Source organism: Nocardia sp. CDC153, from assembly GCF_035818515.1.
Taxonomy (GTDB): Bacteria; Actinomycetota; Actinomycetes; order Mycobacteriales; family Mycobacteriaceae; genus Nocardia.
In genome coordinates this window covers 710,395-733,521 of sequence record NZ_JAYKYU010000005.1, presented here as the reverse complement: position 1 = coordinate 733,521, position 23,127 = coordinate 710,395, and the positions used below count along the sequence as shown (strand labels likewise).

The following is a 23,127-nucleotide window of genomic DNA, read 5'->3' as shown; positions in this document are numbered from 1 at the left end:
CGGTCGGCAATCAACGACAGTGAATATCCGCGACCACGAGGCAGCCCACAGCAATCAACGCCAATTCATGGCGGACCTGGGGCACAACACTCGATGACACGGGGCAGACTGTAGCAGAGCGACCTGTTCTGCCGCGAATCACCGGAATTTTCCGGGAAATCCGGCGCTTCTCGAGATCCTTGGGGGACATCGATGACCACACCGGCCCGCATACGACGGGAATTCCCGGGTATCAGCACGCGCGCCTGGGAGCATCCGGCCGACCGCACCGCCCTGGTCGGACTACGCCAGCTCGCCGGATTCGACACCCTGCTGCGCACCCTGTCCGGGCTGCTGCAGGAGCGCCAGCACCGGCTCATGTACCTGGCGACCGCGGTGCGGGTCGACGAGCGGCAGTTCAAGAGCATCCATCAGCTGCGCGCCGACGCGGTCAAGATCCTCGACGCGCAGCGCACGCCGGAGATGTTCGTGCTGCAGCAGCCGGAGGCCAACGCCTTCACCATCGGCATGGACCGGCCCTTCATCGTGCTCACCACCGGGCTGCTGGATCTGCTCGATCCCGAGGAGCTGCGGTTCGTGGTCGGCCACGAGCTCGGGCACGCGCTGTCCGGGCACGCGGTCTACCGGACCATGCTCATGCATCTCATGCGAATCGCCGACAGCATCGGCTGGATGCCGGTGGGCGGCTGGGCCGTTCGCGCGATCATCGCGGCCCTGATGGAGTGGAGCCGCAAGTCCGAACTCTCCGGCGACCGGGCCGGACTGCTGGTCGGACAGGACGTCGAGGCGTCGGTGCGGGTCCACATGAAGCTCGCGGGCGGATCCCGGGTGGACCAGATGAGCCACGCGTCGTTCCTGGAACAGGCCGACGCCTACGACCGCGCGGGCGACCTGCGCGACGGCGTGCTCAAACTGCTGAACCTGGAATTGCAGACCCACCCGTTCTCGGTACTGCGCGCGGCCGAACTGCGGCGCTGGATCGCCAGCGGCGACTACGACCGGATGCTCGACGGCCAGTACCCGCGCCGCGATCAGGACAAGAACGCGCGCATCTCCGAGGAGATCAAGCACGCGGCGCGGTCCTACCGGCAGAACTTCGAGCAGTCCGAGGACCCCCTGATCCGCACCGTGCGCAACCTGGGCCGAGATTTCGGCGAGACGGTCGGCACGGTGGGTCAGGAAGTCGGCGAAACACTCTCGAAGCTGGGCAAGCGAATCCGAGGATCGGACGATTAGTCCTCGGCGTCGACGACCGGCGGGGTTTCGAAGATGTCGAGGAGCCACTCCTCGGTGGCGCTCTCGGCATCTTCCTCGTCGGGGCGGATGCGGTTGCTGAGCTTGACGCCCAGGCCGAGCAGCTGGGCGGCCTTCACCATCTCGATGGCCTCGTCCGGGCCGCAATAGTGGGTGGCGATCAGACGGGGCTCGTCGTCGAAGTCCTCTTCGGACAACAGGGTCTCCACTTCCAGACCTTCATCGGTTGTTGACATGGGTCTGCACAGTACGCGGAGAATTCGCCGCAGCGGTACCGAAACCGATTCAGCGAGTGAACAACCAGGCGACGACTACGAGAACAAGAAGTGCGATCAGGGCAAGCTGGACACGAGAACGCGGCATCTCAGGCGGCTTCCTTCCGCACGCGACGCGGCTGCGCGGTGGCGGCCACGGTGGCCTCGCGGGCGGCGATCCGATCGCGGCCCAGCGCGCGCAGCACCACCCGCAGGGTGCGGTCCAACACGTAGGCGATGGCCAGGCAGACCGGCACCATGGCGGCCAGCACCACGGCGAACTGGGGAATGAAGGGCAGGCCCGCTACCCACAGTTCGACGCTGTCCCACCAATTAGCAATCGCATGCACGAACCCAACCTACGCCGACGGACCGGTAGTGGACGATTCGGGCCACAAAGGGAGCGGCCGTAGGCCTCCGTTGAAGGGTGGTGGTGGGCGACGGGTGGGATCATGTCTGTTATGGATTCGTACGACGAACCGGAGTCTGTCGAGCGGCCGCTCGGTAGCGAGCTCGGGGTCGATCCCATCGCCGATTATGACGATCCGTCCCCGGTAGACGCCCCGCGCGAGGGTATCGACCGCACCGATCCCTCGCTCGCGGACAACTATCTGCCGTCGGCGAGCGGTGGTATGCATCATTCGGTGTTTCCCCCCATCGACGACTACGCCTTCCTGTCCGACTGCGAAACCAACTGCCTCATCGCCCGCAATGGCTCGGTGGAGTGGATGTGCGTGCCGCGACCGGACTCCCCCAGCATCTTCGGGGCCATGCTCGACCGCAGCGCCGGGCACTTCCGCCTCGGCCCCTACGGCCGCAATGTGCCCGCCGCCCGCCGGTATCTGCCGGGCGGGCTGATCGTGGAGACCACCTGGCAGACCGAGACCGGCTGGCTCATCGTGCGCGACGCGCTGGTGCTGGGCCCGTGGCACAACAACCGCTCGCGCAGCCGCACCCACAAGCGCACCCCCATGGACTGGGATGCCGAGCACATGCTGCTGCGCACGGTGAAGTGCGTGAACGGCGTGGTCGAGCTGGAGATGAGCTGCGAACCCGCCTTCGACTACCACCGCGGCCCGGCCAACTGGAACTACAGCGGCGACGTCTACGAACGGGCCAGCGCCACCTGCGATATCGAGGGCTGCCCCACCCTGACCCTCACCACCGACCTGCGGCTCGGGCTGGAGGGCCGGGAGGCGCGGGCCCGCACCCGCATGAAGGAGGGCGACCAGGTCTTCGTCGCGCTGTCCTGGTCGGATCTGCCGCCGCCGCGCACCTTCGCCGAAGCGGCCGACAAGATGTGGCAGACCACCGAGTATTGGCGGCAGTGGATCACCCAGGGCCGCTTCCCGGATCACCCGTGGCGGGGGTTCCTGCAACGCAGCGCACTCACCCTGAAGGGCCTGACCTACGCGCCGACGGGCGCGCTGCTGGCCGCGGCGACCACCTCGCTGCCGGAAACCCCGGGCGGGGAACGCAATTGGGACTACCGCTACACCTGGGTGCGTGACTCCACCTTCGCGCTGTGGGGCCTCTACACGCTCGGACTGGATCGCGAGGCCGACGACTTCTTCGCCTTCCTGCACGACGTGGCCACCGACGGTGACGGGAAAGCCGTTCCGCTGCAGGTGCTCTACGGCATCGGCGGGGAACGCGAGATCACCGAATCCGAGCTGCCCAACCTGTCCGGCTACGACGGCGCGCGGCCGGTGCGCATCGGCAACGGGGCCTACAACCAGGACCAGCACGATATCTGGGGCACCATCCTGGATTCGGTTTACCTGCACGTGAAATCGCGCCAGCAGGTGCCGGAAACGTTGTGGCCAATGCTGGAGCGGCAGGTGCAGGCGGCGATCGAGAACTGGCGCAAGCCCGATCGCGGCATCTGGGAGGTGCGCGGCGAGCCGCAGCACTTCACCTCCTCCAAGGTCATGTGCTGGGTGGCGTTGGACCGCGGCGCGAAACTGGCCGAGCTACACGGGGAATTCGACTACGCCAAGAAGTGGCACGACATCGCCGACGAGATCCGCGCCGACATCCTCGACAATGGCGTGAACGCCGCGGGCGTGTTCACCCAGAGCTACGGCAGTGACACCCTCGACGCCTCGCTGCTGCTGGTGGTGCTGACCCGCTTCCTGCCGCCCACCGACCACCGGGTGCGGGCCACCGTGCTGGCCATCGCCGACGAGCTCACCGAGAACGGCCTGGTGCTGCGCTATCGCACCGACACCACCGACGACGGGCTCTCCGGCGCGGAGGGGTCGTTCACCATCTGCTCGTTCTGGCTGGTGTCGGCGCTGGTGGAGATCGGCGAGGTGGCACGCGCCCGGCAGCTGTGCGAACGGCTGCTCGGCTACGCCAGCCCGCTCAAGCTGTACGCGGAGGAGATCGATTCGCGCACCGGGCGGCACCTGGGCAACTTCCCCCAGGCGTTCACCCACCTGGCCTTGATCAATGCCGTCATGCACGTGATCCGGGCCGAGGACTCCCGCACCGCGAGCACCTTCAACCCGGCCCACCCCGGACGCTGAACAAAGGAAATCGGCCGCGTCGGCGGCCGATTTTCTTCAGTACGCGGGGTTTTCGCCGAGGGCGTCGGCGCTCTCGCGGATCTCGCGCAGCCGCACCAGCGACCGCTCGATCTCGGTGAGCCGGGCCTCGCGACCCGCACCCGAGTGCACGGTCGCCGCCTCTTCGGCGGCCCGCAGCGAGGCGTCCACCGAACGCAGGGTGGCCGTGGCGATCTCGGTGAAGTGATCGCGCAGGCTGCGCTGTACCGCGCGCAGCCGGTACCGGGACTCCTTGCTCACCTGGAAGATCACATCGTCCATGAGCCGCGCCACCGCGACCTTGGCCTCGGCCTGGCGGCGCTGGCGGCGGGTCTTGCGGTCCTCCCACAGCGCGTGCACGCCCAAGAGCACGGCCGCTCCGGCGGAATACCAGTTCACCAGCGACATGTGCAGCAGGCTGGTGATCAGACCGACCATGAGCAGACCGCCGTAGGAACCGCGCAGCGCGGTCAGGAACTGCTGTGTGACAACCGTTTTGGAGCTGTCCAGCTTGTCCAGCGCGGCCACCGGCTCCAGCACCGCGCCGACATCGCCCGGATTGTCGAGCTTGAGATCCGGGGTGGGGATACCGCTCTCGGGGAACTTGGCGGCCACCTGCTCGGCCAGCTCCACCGAACGGTAGTGGGCGATGACGAAGTTCTCCTCCACCGCCTCGCAGATCTTGGCGTCCAGGTCCGCGCCGAAATCGGCCCAGCCCTTGGACGGATCGCCCTTCATGATGTCCGCCTCGGCATCGCGAATGAGGCTGCGCAGCCGGTGCCGCAGATCGTGTTCGGTGTCGGCCATCAGCTCGCCCGCGCCGTCGGCCAGCGTCACCTGCCAGTTGGCGGTGCGCTGACGCAGTTGCTCGGCCTCCTCGCGGGTGCGGCGCAGCTGTTCGGTGATCACGGTGAGCCGCTGCGGATCCCGCAGCGTCTCGGCCTCGCTGCGCAACGCCAGCGCCAGATGGTCGGTGATGAGCGCGATATCGCGCACCGCGGCCTGGATGGCCACCGTGTCGGCGCGGCCCAGCACGTAGGAGCGCAGATGCTCGAGCAGTTGCGGCACACCGGATTCCAGATCCAGCTGTTCGTCGTGCTGGGCGGCGGCGTGCTCGTGCAGGCGCGCCGAGGCCGGGGCGACGGCGAAGGCCAGTCCCGCGTCGTCGAGCAGCTGCCGGTCGTGCTGCTGCACCTGCGGCCACTGCGGGTATTGGTCGATCTTGTTGAGCACACAGACGACCGTCGGGCACACCTGCCGAATGCGTTGCAGCTGTTCGATCTGCGCGGGCGTGAACGGGGCGCGCGCGTCGGCGACGTACAGCACCGCGTCCGCGGCGGCGATGAGCGACCAGGTGGCCGGAGTGTCACCGGGCGAACCGGGCGCGTCCAACACCACGAAGCCCTCGGCCAACAGCGGGCTGGGCTGGGTGAACTCGGCCCGGATCACCTCACCGGAGGCCAGTTCGGCCAACGCCTGCTGCGGATCGACGGGGGTGCGCTCGGCGGTGCCGCCCGGGCCCGCCTTCACCAACGTCGCCGCGGCCTTGGGGCCGTACTCCGCGATCACCGGCACGCTGGGCCGCCCCTCGGTGGCGCTCACCGCGGCCCCGACCAGGCTATTGACCAGCGTGCTCATCCCGCTGCGGGATTCGCCGACCACGACCAGCCGCACTCGCGGATCGGTCAGGCGGGCGCGGGCGATGCCGAGGCGGCCGGATAGGTCTAGGCGGCCGGAGGCGTGGGTCAGTTCGAGCAGTCGGTCGACGAGCTCGACGAGCGGACCCAGTGCGTCGGGATTCTTCACCAGTAGCTGACGTTCGGCAGCGCTCACAGCAGCAGCGTGTGATCGCCCGGACCGAACACCGGGGAGTGGGTATCGACGACCGTCGCATCGGGCACGACGGCGGAGAACAGACCCGCGTCGTGCGTCAACAGACCGCCATCGTGCAGGCCGAGGGCATGGGTGCCCGCGTCGGCCGCGACCGGCAGCCCGTGATGGCTCGAATCGTACTGGTCCGCTATGGGTTTGGCGGGTACCGGATCGACGTGGGGCACCGTGGTCAGGGGTGCCTGTGTGGGGACCGGCGCCATCGTGGTCGGCACGGGCGCGACCGAAACACTGGGCTGCCCACCGTGACCCGAGGAATCCGGCACGGTCGGCGCGACCGTCGGGACCGACACCTCCGGCTGGGTCGGGTGCGCCGGGTTGGTGACGGTCGGCTGGTGGGTCGGCACGGCGTCGTCGGTGGGCACGGTGACCGTCGGTGTGCCGCCGCGGGTTCCGGCGTCATCGGTCGGGGTGTGCGGCTTGGTGGTGTCGTCCTTGCCGCCGGTATTGGTCGGCGGGGTGACCGGCGTGGTCACCGGGGTGCCGCCGGGCTTGGTGATGTCGGTGTCCAGGCCCGGGATCTTGGTCGGGACCGGCACGGTGGTGAACACCGGGGAGGGATCGACCTTTTCCGGGGTGCTCACGTGCGGCGCGGGCGTCGGCGCGGCCGTCAGCGGGACGGACTTGTCCACCAGAGTCGTCGGATGGCCGGGCGCGTTCGGCTCACTGCTGGCCAGCACCGGCGCACGGCCGTGATCGAAGAGGGCGGGCGCGACGGCGGCGGGCGCGGTCAGCGGCGACGGACCACCGTGTGTCGACAGCAGATTCGCGATCGGCTGGTTGGCGGCGTCGGGCTGAATCGTGGTCTGCAACGGGGTCACGGTGACCGGCTGGGCCACCGCGACGGGTACCACCACGGCCGGGGCGACCGGGGCGGGCGCCACGGGCGCGGCGACCGGAGCCGGTGCGGGAGTGAGGGTTATGGGCGCGGGCGCGGCGGGCGCGGTGCCGAGGCTCAGCGGGCTCGACACGGCGGCCGGGCTGGACGCACCGAGCGCACCCGCGGGCGCGGTCGAGGAGCTCAGCGGCGCGGCGCTCGAAGCGCCCGGCGCGATCGGCGAATTCGCGCCCGGCACAGCCGAAGTCGGCGAGGTCGCGGTCGGCGACTCGGGGTTCCCGGAACCGGGAATCGTGGAGGTGCCGTGTCCCGGAATGGCATTCGCGGGCGCGTTGGCACCCGGCGAATTGAACGGCGTGCCCATGTCTTTGGGCGTGGTGGCGCCCGGCAGGCTGGGCGCGCCACCGTTGTTGGGCAGCGTCGTGTTCTCGGGGACGTGTGAAATCCCCTGTCCCAGCTGCTGGCCGAAGGCGTCGAGCTGATGTCCGACCGCGCCGACGCCCACGTTCACCGACAGGTTGGAGTGCACCCACGCGCCGTCCAGACCGACATGCGCGTCGAAAGACCAATCGGTGCCGACGAATACACCCGTCCCCTGGCCCGGCGTCCCGCCGATGCCGTCGAAGGCGTGGCCGGTGTCGATGCCGGGGATCGAGGGCGCGCCCGGCAGGCCGGGCAGGTGCATGCCGTCGGTGCCGGGTAGGTGGAAGCCGCCGGTCGTGGTGCCGGGCAGCTGGAAGGCCGGTTGCTGCTGATCCAGGGTCGGCAGGTGCGGTTGGGCGGTCGCGGTGTCCGACTGTTCGTTGCCCATGGTGGGCAGGGTGAAGTTCGGGTGCGTGCCGTACGTGGGCAGACCCATGCCCGCGGATTCGTTGTCGGGCAGGCCGAGTCCGTGGAAACCGTTGACGGGGGTCTCGGGCTGCGGGATCGCGTCGAACGAGGTCGGGAACATGCCCGCATCGGTGCCGTGCTGGGCGCCGTCGAGGTGGGCGAAGGGGGCGTTCACCGGCAGGACCGGGGTCGACCCGTGATGCGGGGGGATCGAGTCCGGCGTCAGGTCCGGGAAGGTGATGGTCGGGCTGGGCGTCTGCGGCTGCGGATCGTTGACCAGTCCCGTGTTCTGGGAGTCGTGGGTGATGGCCGGGGTGCCACCGCGGCTGCCGCCCGCCGCGATGAGAGCGCCGCCGGTGACATACGCGCCCGCCCTGGCCACGCGCGCGACACCGTTGGCAATGCGATAGGCGGCGTCTCCGCCGTTGTCCTCGGTATCGGCAGCGTCGTCGAAGGGCAGATCACGTGTCATACAAGGCTCCGCTCTCAGGGCTCCGGCGATCCGTCAGGCGGTTCACCGAACCAAACTCGTTTCACACCCTATTTCCGGATAACCGGTCTGTCACATCCACCAGGTCGGGGGCGGTGTGCACAGCGGTGCGTCACATAGCTTGTCACCCGGCATATCAGTACGGAAGCCCCATTTTCCGCCTGCTTACCGAACCCGGAGCCTGACCGGCGGAAGATCAAGTTCCCGAACCCTACAAGCACCGTGCCCCGCTGCCAACCCCACCGGCTCGCACCCGCAGCCCACACCAACATTCCCCAGCTAGCACCGTGCCCCGCTGCCGACAGGCAGCGGGGCACGAGAGTCTCGAGAGGTCGCTCTTACTTCTTCGACTTGTCGGACGCGGAGTCCGTGCTCAGCGCCGCCACGAAGGCTTCCTGCGGCACGTCGACGCGACCGATCGTCTTCATGCGCTTCTTGCCTTCCTTCTGCTTCTCGAGCAACTTGCGCTTACGGCTGATGTCACCGCCGTAGCACTTGGCGAGCACGTCCTTGCGGATCGCCCGAATGTTCTCGCGCGCAATGACCTTCGAGCCGATGGCCGCCTGAATCGGCACCTCGAACTGCTGGCGCGGGATGAGTTCGCGCAGCTTGGTGGTCATCTTGTGGCCGTAGGCCTGCGCTGCATCCTTGTGCACGATGGCCGAGAACGCGTCGACCGCCTCGCCCTGCAGCAGGATGTCCACCTTGACCAGCTCGGCCTGCTGTTCGCCCGCCTCCTCGTAGTCGAGCGAGGCGTAGCCGCGGGTGCGCGACTTCAGCGAGTCGAAGAAGTCGAAGATGATCTCCGCCATGGGCAGCGTGTAGCGCATCTCCACGCGGGTCTCCGACAGATAGTCCATGCCGAGCAGCTCGCCGCGGCGGGACTGGCACAGTTCCATGATGGTGCCGACGAATTCGCTCGGCGCGATCACGGTGCACTTGGTGATCGGCTCGAAGATCTGCCGCACCTTGCCCTCCGGCCAGAACGACGGGTTGGTGACCACGTGTTCGGTGCCGTCCTCCATGACCACCCGGTAGATCACGTTGGGCGCGGTGGAGATCAGGTCCAGGCCGAATTCGCGCTGCAGGCGCTCGCGGGTGATCTCCATGTGCAGCAGTCCGAGGAAGCCGCAGCGGAAGCCGAAGCCCAGGGCCACCGAGGTTTCCGGCACATAGGTCAGCGCGGCGTCGTTGAGCTGCAGCTTGTCCAGCGCGTCGCGCAGGTCCGGGTAGTCGGAGCCGTCGAGCGGGTAGAGGCCGGAGTAGACCATGGGCCGCGGGTCCTGATACCCGGCCAGCGCCTCGGTCGCCCCGTCGCGCGCGGTGGTGACGGTGTCACCGACCTTGGACTGGCGCACGTCCTTCACGCCGGTGATGAGGTAACCCACCTCGCCGACGCCCAGGCCGGTGGTGGGCTTGGGTTCGGGCGAGACGATGCCGATCTCGAGCAGTTCGTGCTGCGCGCCGGTCGACATCATCTTGATCTTCGAGCGCGGGGTGAGCTTGCCGTCCACCACACGCACGTAGGTGACCACGCCGCGGTAGGTGTCGTAGACCGAGTCGAAGATGAGCGCGCGGGCGGGCGCGTCGGCATCGCCGACCGGCGAGGGGATCTCGGCGATCACCTTGTTCAGCAGTTCCGGCACACCGACGCCGGTCTTGCCGGAGACCCGCAGCACGTCCTCGGGCTCACAGCCCACGATGTGCGCGATCTCGGCGGCGTAGCGGTCCGGGTCGGCGGCCGGGAGGTCGATCTTGTTGAGCACCGGGATGATCGTGAGATCGCGCTCCATGGCCAGGTACAGGTTGGCCAGGGTCTGCGCCTCGATGCCCTGTGCGGCGTCGACCAGCAGCACCGCGCCCTCACACGCCTCGAGCGCGCGCGACACCTCGTAGGTGAAGTCGACGTGGCCGGGGGTGTCGATCAGGTGCAGGACGTAGTCCTCGCCGTCGACCTGCCACGGCAGGCGCACGTTCTGCGCCTTGATGGTGATGCCGCGTTCCCGCTCGATATCCATGCGGTCCAGGTACTGGGCGCGCATGGCACGCTCCTCGACCACTCCGGTGAGTTGCAGCATGCGATCGGCCAGGGTCGATTTCCCGTGGTCGATGTGCGCGATGATGCAGAAGTTCCTGATCCGGCTGGGATCGGTGAACGTCTTGTCGGCGAAGCTGCTAATCGGAGTCACTCCTCGGCATGGCGAAACAGCGGCATGTCAACGTGCCAGTCTACGGTGCTGGACCGGATGTCCTCGCCCCGGCCGCGTCGGCACGCGAACGGCCCATCGCCGCAGGCGAATCCGGCCCGGATGAGAAACCCGTGGCACGCCGTTAGGCTGCCGGACATGGCTGGCAGGTGGAACGCTCTGGGGAAGCAGTTGGGGATCGTGGCCAAGGAGCAGGGGACCCAGCTCGTCACGAACCAGGCCCCGAAGTTGATCGGGCGGGTGCGGCAGTCGAGCGTGTGGGACCGCGCACTGCGCGCCATGGGGACCCCGCGGCAGGGTCCGGGGGTGTCGGTGCGGCCGACGTCCTCGGCCGGGGTCCCCTCCCACGAACGCGCGCGGCAGATCGTCTACAGCCCGCAATTGGACGGGCGGGCCGATCCGGGTGAGATCGTCTGGACCTGGGTCCCCTACGAAGAGGACCCGAACAATGGCAAGGACCGTCCGGTCCTGGTGGTCGGCCGCGAGGGCAAGACCCTGCTCGGACTGATGCTGTCCTCCAATGCCGAACACGCGCACCATCACAACTGGGTCGGCATCGGCGCGGGCGCGTGGGACAGCGCGGGCCGTGACAGCTGGGTGCGCTTGGATCGCGTCCTCGACGTCCCCGAAATGGGTATCCGCCGCGAGGGCGCGATCCTGCCGCGCAAGACCTTCGACCGGGTGGCACATCGGCTCTGCGCCGAATACCACTGGCACTAGCGCACTTCCGATACACAGCCGACCCCCGCTCCGGAACGGAGCGGGGGTCGGGATCGAGAGCTATCAGGAAATCATGTTGCGGGAGCGGCCGTAGATCATCCCGTAGACGAGGGAGCCCAGGACGCCGCCGATGAGCGGGAAGACGATGAAGACCCACAGCTGCGCGGGTGCGCCGTCCTGATAGAACGCGACGCCGAGGCTGCGGGCCGGGTTCACCGAGCCGTTGTCGACGGGGATCGCGATCAGGTAGACGACGGACAGCGCGGCACCGGTCGACAGGCCCGCCAGGGGAATATCGGAAAGCTGGTCGGTGGAGGCCAGCACCACGAAGACCAGCAGCGCGGTGAGGATGACCTCGACGGTGATGGCGGCCGCCAGGCCGTAGCCATTGGTGGTGACCTCGCCCAGCACCACCTTCGACGGGCTGTGCTCGCCCCAACCATTCGCTCCCAGACCGTTTTTGGCGCGGTCGTAGGAGGGCAGGTTCTTGGCGATGGCGTAGATGACCGTGCCCGCGGCGAGACCGCCGAGGAACTGGGCGACCCAGTAGGCGGCGGCGACCACGATGCCCACCCGGCCCAGCAGCAGCTGGCCGACGGTGACGGCGGGGTTCACGTGACAGCCGGAGATCGGGCCGATGGAGTAGACCAGGAACAGCAGGGTCAGACCGAAGGCCAGTGCGACGCCGAGCGAGCCGACCTTGTCTCCCGCCAGCACCATGGTGCCGACGCCGCCCAGCACCAGTGCGAAGGTGCCCAGGAATTCGGCGAACAATTTGCGGATCAGACTGGGCGGTTGCAGGTCGGTCAGATCCTCGGCGACTTCCTGAGCTGTGGGTGACATCGGCTGCCTTCCGCTCGCAGGGGAGCTCGTATTGTCCGACGGAACATGTCAGGCCAGGCGGGTTATCTCCACCACGACCTCGAGGTCGGTCGAGCCGCTCCCGCTGAAGATACCTTTCAACGGCGGCACATCCGCGTAATCACGTCCGACACCGACGGATACGTGTTGCTCGGTGACCGGGATGTTGTTGGTCGGGTCGTAGCCCCACCACTGGCCGGTCCAGGCCTCCACCCAGGCGTGCATCTGGCCCGCCACGGTGTCGCCCACCTCGGCGGCGGGATCGGGATGCAGATAGCCGGAGACATAGCGACTGGGAATCCCCATGGTGCGCAACAGCAGCAGGGTCAGGTGCGCGAAATCCTGGCACACGCCCTGCCGTTCGGCGAAGGCCTGCACGGCGGAGGTGTGCACCGAGGTGGTTCCGGCCAGATAGTTCATCTCCCGGTGCACCCATTCGGCGGCCCGGACAACCGCTTTCGCGGGCGGCACGCCGCGCGCGAGCTGCCGGGCGATCGGGGCGAGCCGCCGTTCGCGGGGCACGTAGTCGGTGGGATTCAGCAGCTCGTCGAAGCGATCGGCGACCGCGTCGTCACGCAATTCCTCCCAGGACAACTCCTCGGCCGGTCCGGCGAAGGGCTCGGTCTCCACGACCGAGGCACTCGTGACCTCCAATTCGGTATGGGGAGCGTGCAGATCGAAGGCGGTCACCGCCGTCCCCCAGTAGTCCGTATATCGATACGACCGCGTGGACGGCACCGTGTCGACCCGGCTCAGAATCACGTTCTGCCGACTGTCGGCCCGCGGCGTCAGCCGGGCCTCGTTGAACGACCGGGTGACCGGCGCGTCATAGACATATCCCGTGGTGTGCACCACCCGCATCCGCCAGCTCACGCCAATTCCTCCACCCGCTCGACGGCCCGGCCGTGCAGTCCGGTCCACGCCACCCAGGATTCGGCGTGGAAATACTGGAGCGCCACGGCTTCCCCGACCTCACGGCACGTCTGTTGCAGCCACAGCAGACGGCCGGGCAGGTCCTCGAGCAGTCCGGCAGGCGGAATGAATTCCAGCTCGCTGCGCGCCCGGCCGAGCAGGCGGTGGGCTTCGTAGCGGGCCGCGAATCGGGAGTTGGGGCGTTGATCCAATTCCTGCAGGCAGGCCTCGGCGACCCGCAGGGAATGGAAGACCGACCGCGGGAAAAGCCGGTCCAGCAGAATGAATTCGGCGATTTGATTGGCGTCGAGCACGCCGCGATGGGTGCGCAGATACGGGTCGTGCGCGCCCGCCGACCGCAATACCGTCACCCACGCGGGCGAGGACGTGCGGTCACCGGCGCGTGAATGCAACAGCCGCACGGTCATATCCACGCGTTCGATGGATCTGCCCAACAGCAGGAAGCGATAGCCGTCGTCGCGACTGAGGGTGGAATCGGAGAGTCCGGCGAACATGGCGGCCCGGTCGGTGATGTAGTGGCAGAACTCGTGCGGCCCCAGCGCCCGTGCCGCGCGTTCGGCCGCCGCCAATCCGTTGTAGGTGGCATTGAGGCACTCCCACATTTCAGTGGAGGTGACTTCCCTTGCGCCCCGGGCATTCTCGCGGGCCCGGCTGATGGAATCGACAATGGACCCGCCGTCGCGGCCGAAGGCCACCAGCTCGGTCACCGACCAGACGTCCAATTCCTCTGCGGGCGATTCGATGCCCAGTACCCGCAGCAGCACCCGGGAGGTGCGGTCCGGATCGACGGTGGCGTCCTCCAGTAGCTGATGGACCGCGACATCCAGAATGCGCGCCGTATATTCGGCTCGCTCGATGTAACGCCCGATCCAGAACAGGGATTCGGCATTGCGCGCCAACATGATCCGACCACCTAACGCTTCAACCACCTGCCGAGCACCGTTGCCGCCGATGTTTCCGAAATAACTGCTGCTGTCCGATTACTACTGTTGCTGCTGATTGGTCCGCGTGGAAGAGGCTTCCCGCGACTGATCGCGTTCGGGGGCGATCTGCAGTTCGCTGACCAACTGCGAACCCGCCAATTCCCGTTCCGCCACAGAGGTTCTGGGCGCCAGCACCCAGGTGTCCTTGCTGCCGCCGCCCTGACTGGAATTCACCACCAGGGAATCCTTGGGCAGCGCCACCCGGGTCAAACCGCCGGGCAGCACCCAGATGTCGTCGCCGTCGTTGACGGCGAAGGGCCGCAGGTCCACGTGCCGGGGCGCGAGCGTGCCGTCGATCTTGCTGGGCACCGTGGACAATTGGACGACCGGTTGGGCGATCCAGCCGCGCGGATTCGCGCGCACCTTGCGCCGCGTCGCCTCCAGCTCGCGAGTGCCCGCCGCCGGGCCGATCACGATGCCGTACCCGCCCGAGCCCTCCACCGGCTTGATCACCAGTTCCGCGATCCGGTCGAGCACCTCGTCGCGCTCGGCCGGCTCCCAACAGCGGTAGGTGTCCACATTCGGCAGGATCGGCTTCTCGCCCAGGTAGTACTCGATGAAGGCGGGCACATAGGTGTAGATGAGCTTGTCGTCGCCGACACCGTTGCCGACCGCGTTGGCCAGCACCACCGTGCCCGCGCGGGCCGCGTTCAGGATCCCGGCCACGCCCAGCATGGAATCCGGGCGGAACTGCATGGGGTCGAGGAAGGTGTCGTCGATGCGCCGGTAGATGACGTCCACCTGGCGTTCGCCCGCGGTGGTGCGCATGTAGACGACATTGTCGCGGCAGAACAGGTCTCGCCCCTCGACCAGCTCCACGCCCATCTGCCGGGCCAGCAGCGAGTGCTCGAAGTAGGCGGAGTTGTAGACGCCGGGGGTGAGCACGACCACGGTCGGGTCGGCCTCGTTCGGCGCGGCGGCGGCACGCAGGGCCCGCAGCAGATGGGTCGGATAGTCGCCGACGGCCCGCACCCGGTGGGAGGCGAACAGGTCCGGGAAGACGCGCGCCATGGTGCGGCGGTTCTCCATGACGTAGGACACACCCGAGGGCGAGCGCAAATTGTCTTCCAGCACACGGAAATCCCCGTGCTCGTCGCGGACCAGGTCGATGCCGGCGACGTGAATGCGGACGCCGTTGGGCGGCACCAGACCCGCGGCCTCGCGGTGGAAGTGGTCACAGGAGGTGACGAGGCGTTTGGGAATCACGCGGTCGCGCAGGATGGTCTGTTCGCCGTAGACATCGGCCAGGAACGCCTCGAGCGCGCGCACGCGCTGCTTGATGCCGCGCTCGAGTTTGGTCCATTCGGTGGCGGCGATCACCCGCGGCACCAGGTCGAGCGGAAAGGGCCGCTCCTGCCCGGACAGCGAGAAGGTGATGCCCTGATCCACGAAGGCGCGGTCCAGGGCCTCGGCGCGGGCGGCCAGATCCTGGGCGTCGATGGTGGCCAGTGCGTTGAATATCCCCCGGTAGGGCGCACGCGCGCGGCCCGCGGGATCGAACATCTCGTCGTAGGCCCGGTCGTAGCGCCCGGGCCGATAACCGGCGAAAACACCCGTTTTATCCGGTTTCGGGCGTGCGATTCCGGCAGGGTCGGGGGCGAGGGGGGCTGGGGCGGAGGATCTGTCTGTCTTCGAAAGACCCGTGGCGGGCGCGGCGGGGGTCATGGGAAAATGGTCCATCACGCAGGGGCAACACGCAGTTGGACGGCGATAAATTTCTGGTTTCAGCCATGTAGCGGACAGGCCCGATTTCATACCCGCGCACGTTGCCTGGTAACCTCGACGGTCGGCGCGGCACTTCCCCTCTCGTAGTGCGCGCACGAAGACTTTGCATCCTGCATACCCACCAAACGAAGGAACACGAGGAAACCGGCGTGGCCAACATCAAGTCCCAGATGAAGCGGATCCGCACCAACGAGCTTGCGCGTCAGCGTAACCAGTCGGTGAAGTCCGCGCTGCGCACCTCGATCCGCAAGTTCCGCGAGGCCGCCGCGGCGGGCGAGAAGGACAAGGCGCTCGAGCTCATGCAGTCCGCCAGCAAGAGCCTGGACAAGGCCGCCTCGAAGGGCGTCATCCACGCCAACCAGGCCGCCAACAAGAAGTCGGCCCTGTCGCTGGCTTTCAACAAGCTCGGCTGAGCTTCCCGGTAGCTCTACCGGAAACATGCTTCTAACAGCCGCCGTGGCCACGAAGACCACGGCGGCTTTTGTCGTGGGTTGCCAGGTTCGCAACGAAATCAGTTGTCCCGCACCGCTACGACCGGTGCGCTTGCCGACTCGAGAAACAGACCGCAGGATGACTCCGATACATCCGGCGGCTATCGGATATCTGCATGGGGAGAGTTCTCTTGGCATCGCTGCGTCGTGACAACCGTTCCTGGACTCGGGGCACGCTGGCCATCAGCGTCGCCGCGGTCGCGTTGACCGCCGGTATCGGCGTGGCGAGCGCGCGGCCCATTGGCCCGTTCGACGTGGGCGGGGCCATCGAGGTGGAGTACGACGCGGCGGGCGGGCCCGACTTCTTCGGGGATCCGACCACGCCCGAGACCGATGCGGCGGGCGGCGGCAAGAAGCAGGACTTCGCCAACAATGTCTCGATCTACTGGACTCCGGCCACCGACGCGCACGCCATCGGCGGCGCGATCCGCGACAAGTGGCGTGGCACCGGGTCGGAGTCGGGCTCGCTGAAGTATCCGGTCACCGATGAGGGGCAGACCGCCAAACCCGGCCGCTTCCAGCACTTCCAGGGTGGGTCGATCTACTGGTCGGTGGGTGCGGGCACGCATGTGATCAGCGGCGTCATCCGCGACAAGTACTCCTCGGTCGGCTGGGAGTCGAGCCCGCTGGGCTTCCCCATCGCCGATGAGAACAAGACCAACAGCGCCACCACCCACGAGCAGCTGTTCGAGGGCGGTGCCATCTACTCCACCCAGAAGACCGGCACCCACATCGTGTGGGGCGCGATCCGCGACGAGTGGGTGCGCAATGGCGCGGAGAACGGCCGCTACGGCTACCCGACCGGCGACGAGTACGACTACCAGGGCGGCAAGGCCCAGGACTTCCAGGGCGGCAAGATCGTCTGGAAGCCGTCGGAGTAAACCCCGATCGCTTCGCTACGAGGCACTCTCGCGCAGTTCCAGAATGCGCGAGAGGGCGTGTTCCAGAGCGTAGTTGGTATCCGCGGCCTGGCCCTTGACATCGGCGTTGAGCGAGGCCACCACCTGCATGGCCTGGCCGATCGTGGCACCGGTCCAGCCGCGCGCCTGCCCCTGGGCCTTCTTCACCTTCCACGGCGGCATGCCCAGATCGCCCGCCATCTTGAACGGGTCCCCGCGCCCGGCCGACCCGACGCGCGCGATGGTGTGGACCGAATCCGCCAGCGCGTCGGCGAGCAGCACGGCCGGAACGCCGCGGTCGATGGCCCAGCGCAGCGCCTCCATGGCCGCGGGCCGATCCCCCGAGACGGCCAGATCGGCCACGTCGAACCCGGTCACCTCGGCCTTGCCCGAGTAGTAGCGGTGCACGGCCGCGACATCCACCTTGCCGCCGGTGTCGGCCGCCAACTGTGAACTGGCGGCGGCCAATTCCCGCAGGTCCGACCCGACCGCCTCGATGATGGCCTGCACCACGTCGGCCGAGACCTTCACATTGGCGGCCCGAAACTCGTTGCGCACGAACTCGACCCGGTCCCCCGCCTTGGTCACCTTCGCGCAGTCGTGCACCACCGCGCCCAGCTTCTGCAAGGCCGGTGCCAGCGCCTTGGCCCGGCCGCCCCCGGTGTGCAGCACCACCAGCACGACGCCCTCGGGCGGCGCGGCGGCGGCGTCCTGAATGACCGCGACCGCGTCCTTCCCGGCCTCGGCGGCCGACTCCAGCACGATCACCCGATCCTCGGCGAACAGCGAAGGACTCAGCAGCTCCGCCAATTCCGCGGTGCTCGCATCCCCCGCCCGCAGCCGATCCACCGGCAACGCATCCGGATCCGGAGTCCCCGCCCGAGCCTGCGCGGTAATCCCCGACACCGCCCGCTCGATCAGCAGTTCCTCTTCACCGAGCACCAGATGCAGGGGCGCAAGTCGCTGATTCACGCCCCGATCCTACGAGCCCACCCCGACATCCCCCTCACCCCGCACCCGATTCCCCGGACGTCGGCGGCGGCAGCGCCCGGGGACGCAGGGCAACGATCACCACGCCGCACACGACCGCGGCGAGCAGGCCCGAGCGGGTGCCGGTGGGGAGGGAGATCGACGCGCCGAGGGCGGCGGCTCGGTCGGAGACGGTGAGCAGCCACCACAGGGGTGGGGAAGTGCAGTGCAGGATCGGGGTTGTCAGGGGGGACCAGAGGCAGGCGAGGAGGGCGGCGATTGCGCCGAGGATGGTGATGGGGGCGATCACCGGCTCGACGAGCATGTTCACGGCGATGGCGACCAGGCTGAGGTGGCCGGTCATGGCGATGACCAGTGGGGTGGTGACCACGAAGGCGGCGGCCGCGACGGCGAAGGCGTCGGCCGGGATGCGCCACCAGCCGTGGGCGCGAAGCCAATCCGCCCAACCCGGGGCAATGACGATCAGACCCGCGGTGGCCAGGACCGAGAGGGCGAAACCGGCGTCCACCGCGAGGCCCGGCGACCAGGCCAGCAGGCCAATGACCGCACCGCACAGCGCCGGTAGCGCCTGTTTGCGGCGGCCGGTGCACAGGGCGAGCAGCGCGATGGCTCCCATGACGGCGGCGCGCAGCACACTCGGCGAGGGGCGGGCCAGGATCACGAACATCACCAACGCCGCACCGGCCGCGATCGCACCGACCCGCGGGTCGACCGTGAGCGCGCGCATCGAAACCAGCACCGCGCCGAGCAGGATCGTCACGTTCGCACCGCTCACCGCGGTGAGGTGGGTGAGATCGGTTTCGCGGAAGTTCTCCTGGACGTGCTCGGTCAGGGCCGAGGTGTCGCCGATCACCAAGCCCGGCAACAATCCTGCCGCGTCCTCGGAGAGCGCGCGGTGGGCGGAGGCGCCGAAATCGCCTCGGACCCGGCCCGCTACGCGCTGCCACCAGGGTGGGTCGCTCGCGGCGACGGGCGCGGCGTCGGCACGCAGGACGGCCACCGTGAGATCGGGCCGCCACGGGCGCGCCACGCGGGCACGGAATTCCACCCGCTGACCCGGCAACAGGGACTTCCATCCCCCGGCGGGTGCCAGCACCATGACCGTCCCGCCGGCCCGCACCACCTGCCCGCCCAGCCGATACTCGACCAGCCCCGCCCGCACCATCACCTTCGGCCCGCCGAACGGCCTGCCCGACACCCGTTTCGGGTCGTCGCTCAACTCCACCACCGCGACCAGCCGCTGCCCCACCCGCACCGCCCGCAACGGATGCGTCTCCACCCGGTGCGCGTGCCACGCTCCGGCAAACCCGAACCCGGCCCCGATGAGCAAGGCCCCCAACAAGACCCAGGCCAGCATGGTGGTCCGCCGGGCCCGAACCCGGCGGACCACCAGCGCCGCGACACAGAACCCGATCAAGAGACAGCCGACCGCCACGCCGAGCCCACCGCGCCAACCGCCGACCAATGCCACCGCCGTGGCAGCCCAGCAGCACACGGCCCCCGGAACCAACCGCGCATCCAACACCTCGGGTACCTCGGCCGCCTCGGCGATACCGCCCTCGTCCCCGTCCGTGGCCGTCATCCGATCCCCCTCGGAGCGAGTCATCACCATCACCTCCCACCTTCTGGCCGTAGTCCAAACCGCTAGCGGTGCAGCATGTTTCGAGCGGGTCTCTCATAAGGTCACCCGGTCGCGGAGGCGGTTGAGGCGGGAGTGGCCGATGCCCGCGATCTCCGCGAGCTGATCGATGGAGGTGAAGCGCCCGTGGCGGGTGCGCCAGGTGAGGATCGCCTTGGCGGTGATCGGTCCGATGCCGGGGAGGGTATCGAGATCGGCTTCGGTGGCGGTGTTGAGGTTCACCTTGGCGGGAGTGCCGGTGGGCCGGGCTGTTCCGGACGCCGGGGCCGAATTCGGGGACGGGTGAGCGGAATTCACGAGGGTGGTGCCGACCTGCCCGGCCCCGGCCCGCGGTGGGGCCTTGCCGACAATGATCTGATCCCCGTCGGCGAGGAGCTGGGCGAGGTTGAGGGTCGACAGATCGGCCTCGGGCCGCGGGGTGGCGGCGCGCAGCGCATCGGCCACCCGGGCCCCGACGAGCAGCCGACGCAGACCACCGTGCTCCACCAGCCCGACAACACTCACCACCAACTCGCCGGACGGAGCCTGCGCGCCGGACGACGCGCTCACGGTGGGAGCCACCGGGTTTCGACCCGGCTGCGGAGCAGCGGCCCGGGCACCGCTCGGCCCGGGCGCGACCGAGGTCGGCACCGGTGCTGGGGGCGGTGCGGCGGGTTCGCCGGCGGGCGCAGCGGTGCCGTCGGCAGCCTGCCCGCCCGGCTCGGCGGCAACCGTATCGCTGAGCGAGGTGATCGGCGGAACAGGCTGTGTCACAGGCTCTTCCCGCAGGGTCGCGTATCCCGCGAGGAGGATCGCGAGCAGGCCGATGGCGGCGATGACGAGCACCCCGCGCGGACCGGGGTCCCAGCGCGTGCCGCGAAAGCGTTCGGGCACAAGCCGTTCGTGCCAGAGGGAGACGCTGCCGCACGGCTCGGACAGCCATGCGGGCGCGGTGGGTGGAGGCTCGTGCTCGGAGTCGGCCAGATGATCGAGAGAAGGCTCATCCCAACGGGCCGAATGCGGTCGTCCAGGGGTGAATTCGCGCGCAGCCGACGCGGCTTCAGCGCGGCCGGTAGTGAATTCTGCTGGACCGGAGCGTGATTCGCCTTCTACGCGGCCGCTGAGGCGATCCAGTGGGGTGCGTTCGTCGAGTCGTGGCATGGGACTCACGGTAGAAGCCGGGCAGGTCGAAGCCGCGCCGCCGACCTGGGCTTTCCGCGAGCCTGTGGATAGCGATTTCGCTTGTGAACAACTGTGTTTCCGCTGGTTGCCGCGCAAAAATCGGCAGGGCCCCGCAGGAAACAGCGGGGTTCACATCATCCGCAGCCGCCGGGAACGACCAGGGCGCCAACGGCTCCCATGCCCAGGTGTACGCCCAGGGTGGGGCCGAATTCGGCGGTGATGACCTCGCGGATGCCCGGGATCAGGTCGCGGAGTTGGCCGGCGATGGTGGTGGCGGCCTCCTCGGCGCCGAGGTGCTGGACGGCTACGGTCGCGCCGTCCTCGCCGGCGGCGTCCACCGCCGCCGCGACCAGTTTGGTGAAGGCCTTGGAGCGGGTGCGGGCCTTCTCCCGCAGTTCCAGGCGGCCGTCGACGATCTGCAGGATCGGCTTGGTGACCAGTTCGCTGCCGAAAAAGGCGGCGGCGCTGCTCAATCGGCCGCCGCGGCGCAGCTGCTCGGTGCGGTTGACGACGATGAAGGCGCGGCCGCGGCTGGCGGCGGCGACGGCCGAGTCGTAGACGACGTCGAGGGGCTCACCGGATTTGGCCCGTCGCGCGGCGGCCAGGACCGGCAGTCCCGTTCCCAGGCCCGCGCTGAGCGAGTCCACCAGGCGAATGCGGTCGGAGGCGTCCATATCGCGCACCGCCTGCCGACCGGCCTCCCAGGTGCCCGACAGCTGGCGCGAAATGTGCACGGCGACAACACCGTCGCCCTTGCTCAGTTCCAGGGCTTGCTCGTAAACCGTCCGCAGGTCACCGGGCGAGGCGGCCGAGGTGGTGACCTGTGAGGACCCATAGTCGATATCGCCGCACTCGTCGAGACCCTCGCGGAGCTCGCGATCGTCGACCAGGACGTGCAGCGGGACGGTCAAAACCTCGAGATCGGCCGTGAGCTCGGCCGGGAGACTGGCCGACGAGTCGGTCACCACCACCACGGTCATGCAGGGTGACCCTCGTCCGCCGCCACCGCGGTCGATGCCGTCGCCTCGGTCAATACCTTCACCATGGCCCGCGCGACCGCGCTGTGGCCTTCCCAGCCCCAATGGATGCCGTCGGGATTGGCCGGTCCGTGGAACACGTTGTCGCGCACGGCCTCCCCGAGATCCACCAGCGGCACCGACTTCTCCGCCGCCCACGCGCTCACGGCCTCGACCATGGGCTCACGCCCGGAGTGCACGCGCGCGTACGCATCGCACTGATGCACCGACGGCAGCACCGCCACGAACGGCAACTCGGGCCGCAACTGCGCCAACGAGTTCCGCGACTGTTCCAGATAGTCCACGCTCACCGCGGGCGGCAGCGCCACCGGCCACCCCAGCGGGGACAGTTTGGGCTGCAACCAGGTGTAGGCCTCGCGCACCCGGCGGCGCACGGAAGCCGGTCGCACATAACGGATCAGCTCGCGCAGCGCGGTCGGCAGCGGCGAGGGCAGCGAGTCCATGCCGCCGGTCGCGAAGACCACCGCGCCCGCCCGCGGCACCGCCGCCCAGATGCGCGGATCGCCGATCAGCGCCCAGTAGGCGTCGCGACAGGTCCAGCCGATGCGCGCGATCAGCTCGACATCCCAGTCCAGTTCGGCCGCAACGAGATTCGGCCAGATGCGGGGATGGTCGGCGGGCAGCCCACCCTTGGGTCCGAAGTAGGACAGCGAATCCGCGACCACCACCAGCACCTTGCGCTGCGCCGCCGCAGCGCTCGGTACCGGTCGGTCGTTCGAATCCTCAGAGGACATCGGGGGCTACCTTCGCCAGCGCGTTCCATACATCCAGCCGCCAGCCGGGCCGCTCGATGCTCGGACCGTGGCTGGTCAGCTGCACCCAACTGGTATTGGCCAGCCCACCCAGGGCGGGCCAGTTCTCCTCGGGCAGCTCGAGCAGGGCCGCGGTCAGCGCCGCGATCAGCCCGCCGTGCGCGACCAGGATGATGGTACGGCCGGGCCAGTCCTCCCGCTCGACGAGCAGTTCCCGCACCACCGGCAGCGCCCGCGCGCCGACCTGCAGCTTGGATTCGCCATTGGGCGGGGTGAAGTTCGGGTCCAGCCGCCACGCCTTGCGCGCGCCCGGGAACTGCGCGTCGACCTCGCGGTGGTCCATGCCCTCCCAGTCCCCGAGATTGGTCTCCCGCAGTCGGGCATCGGTGACCACCGGCATGGCCGCGCATTCGGCGACGGCGAGGGCGGTGTCGTGGGCGCGCTTGAGATCGGAGGAGACGATGGCGATCAGGTCGCTGCACGCCATCTCGGGTGCGCAGTCCTTGGCCTGGCGCCTGCCGACATCACTGAGTTCGGTATCGATCTGGCCCTGCATGCGGTCGGTGGCATTCCATTCGGTCTGCCCGTGCCGCAGCAGAATCAACCGGCGGACACCGGCCATC

21 protein-coding genes are annotated in these 23,127 nt (G+C 68.7%); 5 read left to right on the top strand and 16 right to left on the bottom strand.

Annotated features, from left to right (window positions below):
* Positions 1-10: 10 nt before the first annotated feature.
* The gene (locus VMT65_RS30155) at positions 11-100 is read right to left on the bottom strand and encodes an Ms4533A family Cys-rich leader peptide (protein WP_324192512.1); all 90 of its coding nucleotides are present in this window, start codon (positions 98-100) and stop codon (positions 11-13) included.
* A 92-nt stretch (positions 101-192) separates the two neighbouring features.
* Between VMT65_RS30155 and VMT65_RS30150 the strand changes: the two genes are divergently transcribed.
* Positions 193-1,236 (top strand): M48 family metallopeptidase, encoded by a 1,044-nt coding sequence (locus tag VMT65_RS30150; RefSeq protein ID WP_326311867.1) that lies wholly within the window; start codon positions 193-195, stop codon positions 1,234-1,236.
* Here VMT65_RS30150 and VMT65_RS30145 read toward each other — a convergent pair.
* Together VMT65_RS30145 and VMT65_RS30140 are read right to left on the bottom strand one after the other, a co-directional pair.
* On the bottom strand, positions 1,233-1,490 hold the full coding sequence (locus VMT65_RS30145) for a hypothetical protein (protein WP_326311866.1): 258 nt from the start codon (positions 1,488-1,490) through the stop codon (positions 1,233-1,235). The genes VMT65_RS30150 and VMT65_RS30145 overlap by 4 nt on opposite strands.
* A 128-nt stretch (positions 1,491-1,618) precedes the next feature.
* Complete coding sequence (locus VMT65_RS30140; RefSeq protein WP_326311865.1) at positions 1,619-1,858, bottom strand: hypothetical protein; 240 nt, start codon at positions 1,856-1,858, stop codon at positions 1,619-1,621.
* A gap of 282 nt (positions 1,859-2,140) precedes the next feature.
* Between VMT65_RS30140 and VMT65_RS30135 the strand changes: the two genes are divergently transcribed.
* Positions 2,141-4,039, top strand: coding sequence for a glycoside hydrolase family 15 protein (locus tag VMT65_RS30135; protein ID WP_326311929.1), 1,899 nt, complete (start codon positions 2,141-2,143; stop codon positions 4,037-4,039).
* Positions 4,040-4,075: 36 nt separating this feature from the next.
* On the opposite strand, the gene VMT65_RS30130 is transcribed toward VMT65_RS30135, so the two are convergent.
* From VMT65_RS30130 to lepA, 3 genes are all read right to left on the bottom strand, one after another.
* Positions 4,076-5,890 carry a hypothetical protein gene (locus VMT65_RS30130; RefSeq protein WP_326311864.1) on the bottom strand — a complete coding sequence of 605 codons (1,815 nt, stop codon included), beginning with the start codon at positions 5,888-5,890 and terminating at the stop codon, positions 4,076-4,078.
* Entirely contained in the window at positions 5,887-8,088 is a 2,202-nt protein-coding gene (locus tag VMT65_RS30125) for a hypothetical protein (protein ID WP_326311863.1), read from the bottom strand. Before VMT65_RS30125 ends, VMT65_RS30130 begins: the two co-directional genes overlap by 4 nt.
* A gap of 356 nt (positions 8,089-8,444) precedes the next feature.
* A complete protein-coding gene (gene lepA, locus VMT65_RS30120; RefSeq protein WP_326311862.1) occupies positions 8,445-10,295 on the bottom strand; it encodes a translation elongation factor 4 in 1,851 nt (616 codons plus the stop codon).
* A 156-nt stretch (positions 10,296-10,451) separates the two neighbouring features.
* Between lepA and VMT65_RS30115 the strand changes: the two genes are divergently transcribed.
* Entirely contained in the window at positions 10,452-11,033 is a 582-nt protein-coding gene (locus VMT65_RS30115) for a type II toxin-antitoxin system PemK/MazF family toxin (protein ID WP_326311861.1), read from the top strand.
* 63 nt (positions 11,034-11,096) lie between these two features.
* On the opposite strand, the gene VMT65_RS30110 is transcribed toward VMT65_RS30115, so the two are convergent.
* The 4 genes from VMT65_RS30110 to VMT65_RS30095 form a co-directional block, all read right to left on the bottom strand.
* Entirely contained in the window at positions 11,097-11,876 is a 780-nt protein-coding gene (locus VMT65_RS30110; RefSeq protein ID WP_326311860.1) for an aquaporin, read from the bottom strand.
* 48 nt (positions 11,877-11,924) lie between these two features.
* Positions 11,925-12,755, bottom strand: a complete 831-nt coding sequence (locus VMT65_RS30105) for a transglutaminase family protein (protein WP_326311928.1) — start codon at positions 12,753-12,755, stop codon at positions 11,925-11,927.
* A gap of 8 nt (positions 12,756-12,763) precedes the next feature.
* Complete coding sequence (locus tag VMT65_RS30100) at positions 12,764-13,729, bottom strand: alpha-E domain-containing protein (protein ID WP_326311859.1); 966 nt, start codon at positions 13,727-13,729, stop codon at positions 12,764-12,766.
* Positions 13,730-13,810: 81 nt separating this feature from the next.
* The gene (locus tag VMT65_RS30095) at positions 13,811-15,475 is read right to left on the bottom strand and encodes a circularly permuted type 2 ATP-grasp protein (RefSeq protein ID WP_442790330.1); all 1,665 of its coding nucleotides are present in this window, start codon (positions 15,473-15,475) and stop codon (positions 13,811-13,813) included.
* Positions 15,476-15,684: 209 nt separating this feature from the next.
* Here VMT65_RS30095 and rpsT point away from each other — a divergent pair, with 209 nt between their 5' ends.
* On the top strand, positions 15,685-15,948 hold the full coding sequence (rpsT, locus tag VMT65_RS30090; RefSeq protein ID WP_033086444.1) for a 30S ribosomal protein S20: 264 nt from the start codon (positions 15,685-15,687) through the stop codon (positions 15,946-15,948).
* A gap of 194 nt (positions 15,949-16,142) precedes the next feature.
* Positions 16,143-16,907, top strand: coding sequence for an LGFP repeat-containing protein (locus tag VMT65_RS30085; protein ID WP_326311858.1), 765 nt, complete (start codon positions 16,143-16,145; stop codon positions 16,905-16,907).
* 15 nt (positions 16,908-16,922) lie between these two features.
* Here VMT65_RS30085 and holA read toward each other — a convergent pair whose 3' ends face one another.
* The 6 genes from holA to VMT65_RS30055 all read right to left on the bottom strand — a co-directional run bounded on the left by holA (position 16,923) and on the right by VMT65_RS30055 (position 23,126).
* The gene (gene holA, locus VMT65_RS30080) at positions 16,923-17,897 is read right to left on the bottom strand and encodes a DNA polymerase III subunit delta (RefSeq protein ID WP_326311857.1); all 975 of its coding nucleotides are present in this window, start codon (positions 17,895-17,897) and stop codon (positions 16,923-16,925) included.
* A 34-nt stretch (positions 17,898-17,931) separates the two neighbouring features.
* Positions 17,932-19,521, bottom strand: coding sequence for a ComEC/Rec2 family competence protein (locus VMT65_RS30075; RefSeq protein WP_326311856.1), 1,590 nt, complete (start codon positions 19,519-19,521; stop codon positions 17,932-17,934).
* A 69-nt stretch (positions 19,522-19,590) separates the two neighbouring features.
* On the bottom strand, positions 19,591-20,694 hold the full coding sequence (locus tag VMT65_RS30070; protein WP_326311855.1) for a ComEA family DNA-binding protein: 1,104 nt from the start codon (positions 20,692-20,694) through the stop codon (positions 19,591-19,593).
* A 155-nt stretch (positions 20,695-20,849) separates the two neighbouring features.
* Positions 20,850-21,695, bottom strand: coding sequence for a DegV family protein (locus VMT65_RS30065; RefSeq protein WP_326311854.1), 846 nt, complete (start codon positions 21,693-21,695; stop codon positions 20,850-20,852).
* The gene (octT, locus tag VMT65_RS30060; protein ID WP_326311853.1) at positions 21,692-22,486 is read right to left on the bottom strand and encodes a diglucosylglycerate octanoyltransferase; all 795 of its coding nucleotides are present in this window, start codon (positions 22,484-22,486) and stop codon (positions 21,692-21,694) included. Before octT ends, VMT65_RS30065 begins: the two co-directional genes overlap by 4 nt.
* Positions 22,476-23,126, bottom strand: coding sequence for a histidine phosphatase family protein (locus VMT65_RS30055; protein WP_326311926.1), 651 nt, complete (start codon positions 23,124-23,126; stop codon positions 22,476-22,478). Before VMT65_RS30055 ends, octT begins: the two co-directional genes overlap by 11 nt.
* Position 23,127 lies beyond the last annotated feature (1 nt).

What these genes read in the sequence shown, in the direction of transcription:
- VMT65_RS30095 (WP_442790330.1), bottom strand. Translation starts at nt 15,475, where the DNA reads ATGACCCCCGCCGCGCCCGCCACGGGTCTTTCGAAGACAGACAGATCC.
- VMT65_RS30135 (WP_326311929.1), top strand. Translation starts at nt 2,141, where the DNA reads ATGCATCATTCGGTGTTTCCCCCCATCGACGACTACGCCTTCCTGTCC.
- VMT65_RS30145 (WP_326311866.1), bottom strand. Translation starts at nt 1,490, where the DNA reads ATGTCAACAACCGATGAAGGTCTGGAAGTGGAGACCCTGTTGTCCGAA.
- VMT65_RS30150 (WP_326311867.1), top strand. Translation starts at nt 193, where the DNA reads ATGACCACACCGGCCCGCATACGACGGGAATTCCCGGGTATCAGCACG.
- VMT65_RS30075 (WP_326311856.1), bottom strand. Translation starts at nt 19,521, where the DNA reads ATGACTCGCTCCGAGGGGGATCGGATGACGGCCACGGACGGGGACGAG.
- VMT65_RS30125 (WP_326311863.1), bottom strand. Translation starts at nt 8,088, where the DNA reads ATGACACGTGATCTGCCCTTCGACGACGCTGCCGATACCGAGGACAAC.
- VMT65_RS30065 (WP_326311854.1), bottom strand. Translation starts at nt 21,695, where the DNA reads ATGACCGTGGTGGTGGTGACCGACTCGTCGGCCAGTCTCCCGGCCGAG.
- VMT65_RS30100 (WP_326311859.1), bottom strand. Translation starts at nt 13,729, where the DNA reads ATGTTGGCGCGCAATGCCGAATCCCTGTTCTGGATCGGGCGTTACATC.
- VMT65_RS30110 (WP_326311860.1), bottom strand. Translation starts at nt 11,876, where the DNA reads ATGTCACCCACAGCTCAGGAAGTCGCCGAGGATCTGACCGACCTGCAA.
- VMT65_RS30105 (WP_326311928.1), bottom strand. Translation starts at nt 12,755, where the DNA reads ATGCGGGTGGTGCACACCACGGGATATGTCTATGACGCGCCGGTCACC.
- VMT65_RS30115 (WP_326311861.1), top strand. Translation starts at nt 10,452, where the DNA reads ATGGCTGGCAGGTGGAACGCTCTGGGGAAGCAGTTGGGGATCGTGGCC.
- octT (WP_326311853.1), bottom strand. Translation starts at nt 22,486, where the DNA reads ATGTCCTCTGAGGATTCGAACGACCGACCGGTACCGAGCGCTGCGGCG.
- VMT65_RS30055 (WP_326311926.1), bottom strand. Translation starts at nt 23,126, where the DNA reads ATGGCCGGTGTCCGCCGGTTGATTCTGCTGCGGCACGGGCAGACCGAA.
- VMT65_RS30070 (WP_326311855.1), bottom strand. Translation starts at nt 20,694, where the DNA reads ATGCCACGACTCGACGAACGCACCCCACTGGATCGCCTCAGCGGCCGC.
- VMT65_RS30085 (WP_326311858.1), top strand. Translation starts at nt 16,143, where the DNA reads ATGGGGAGAGTTCTCTTGGCATCGCTGCGTCGTGACAACCGTTCCTGG.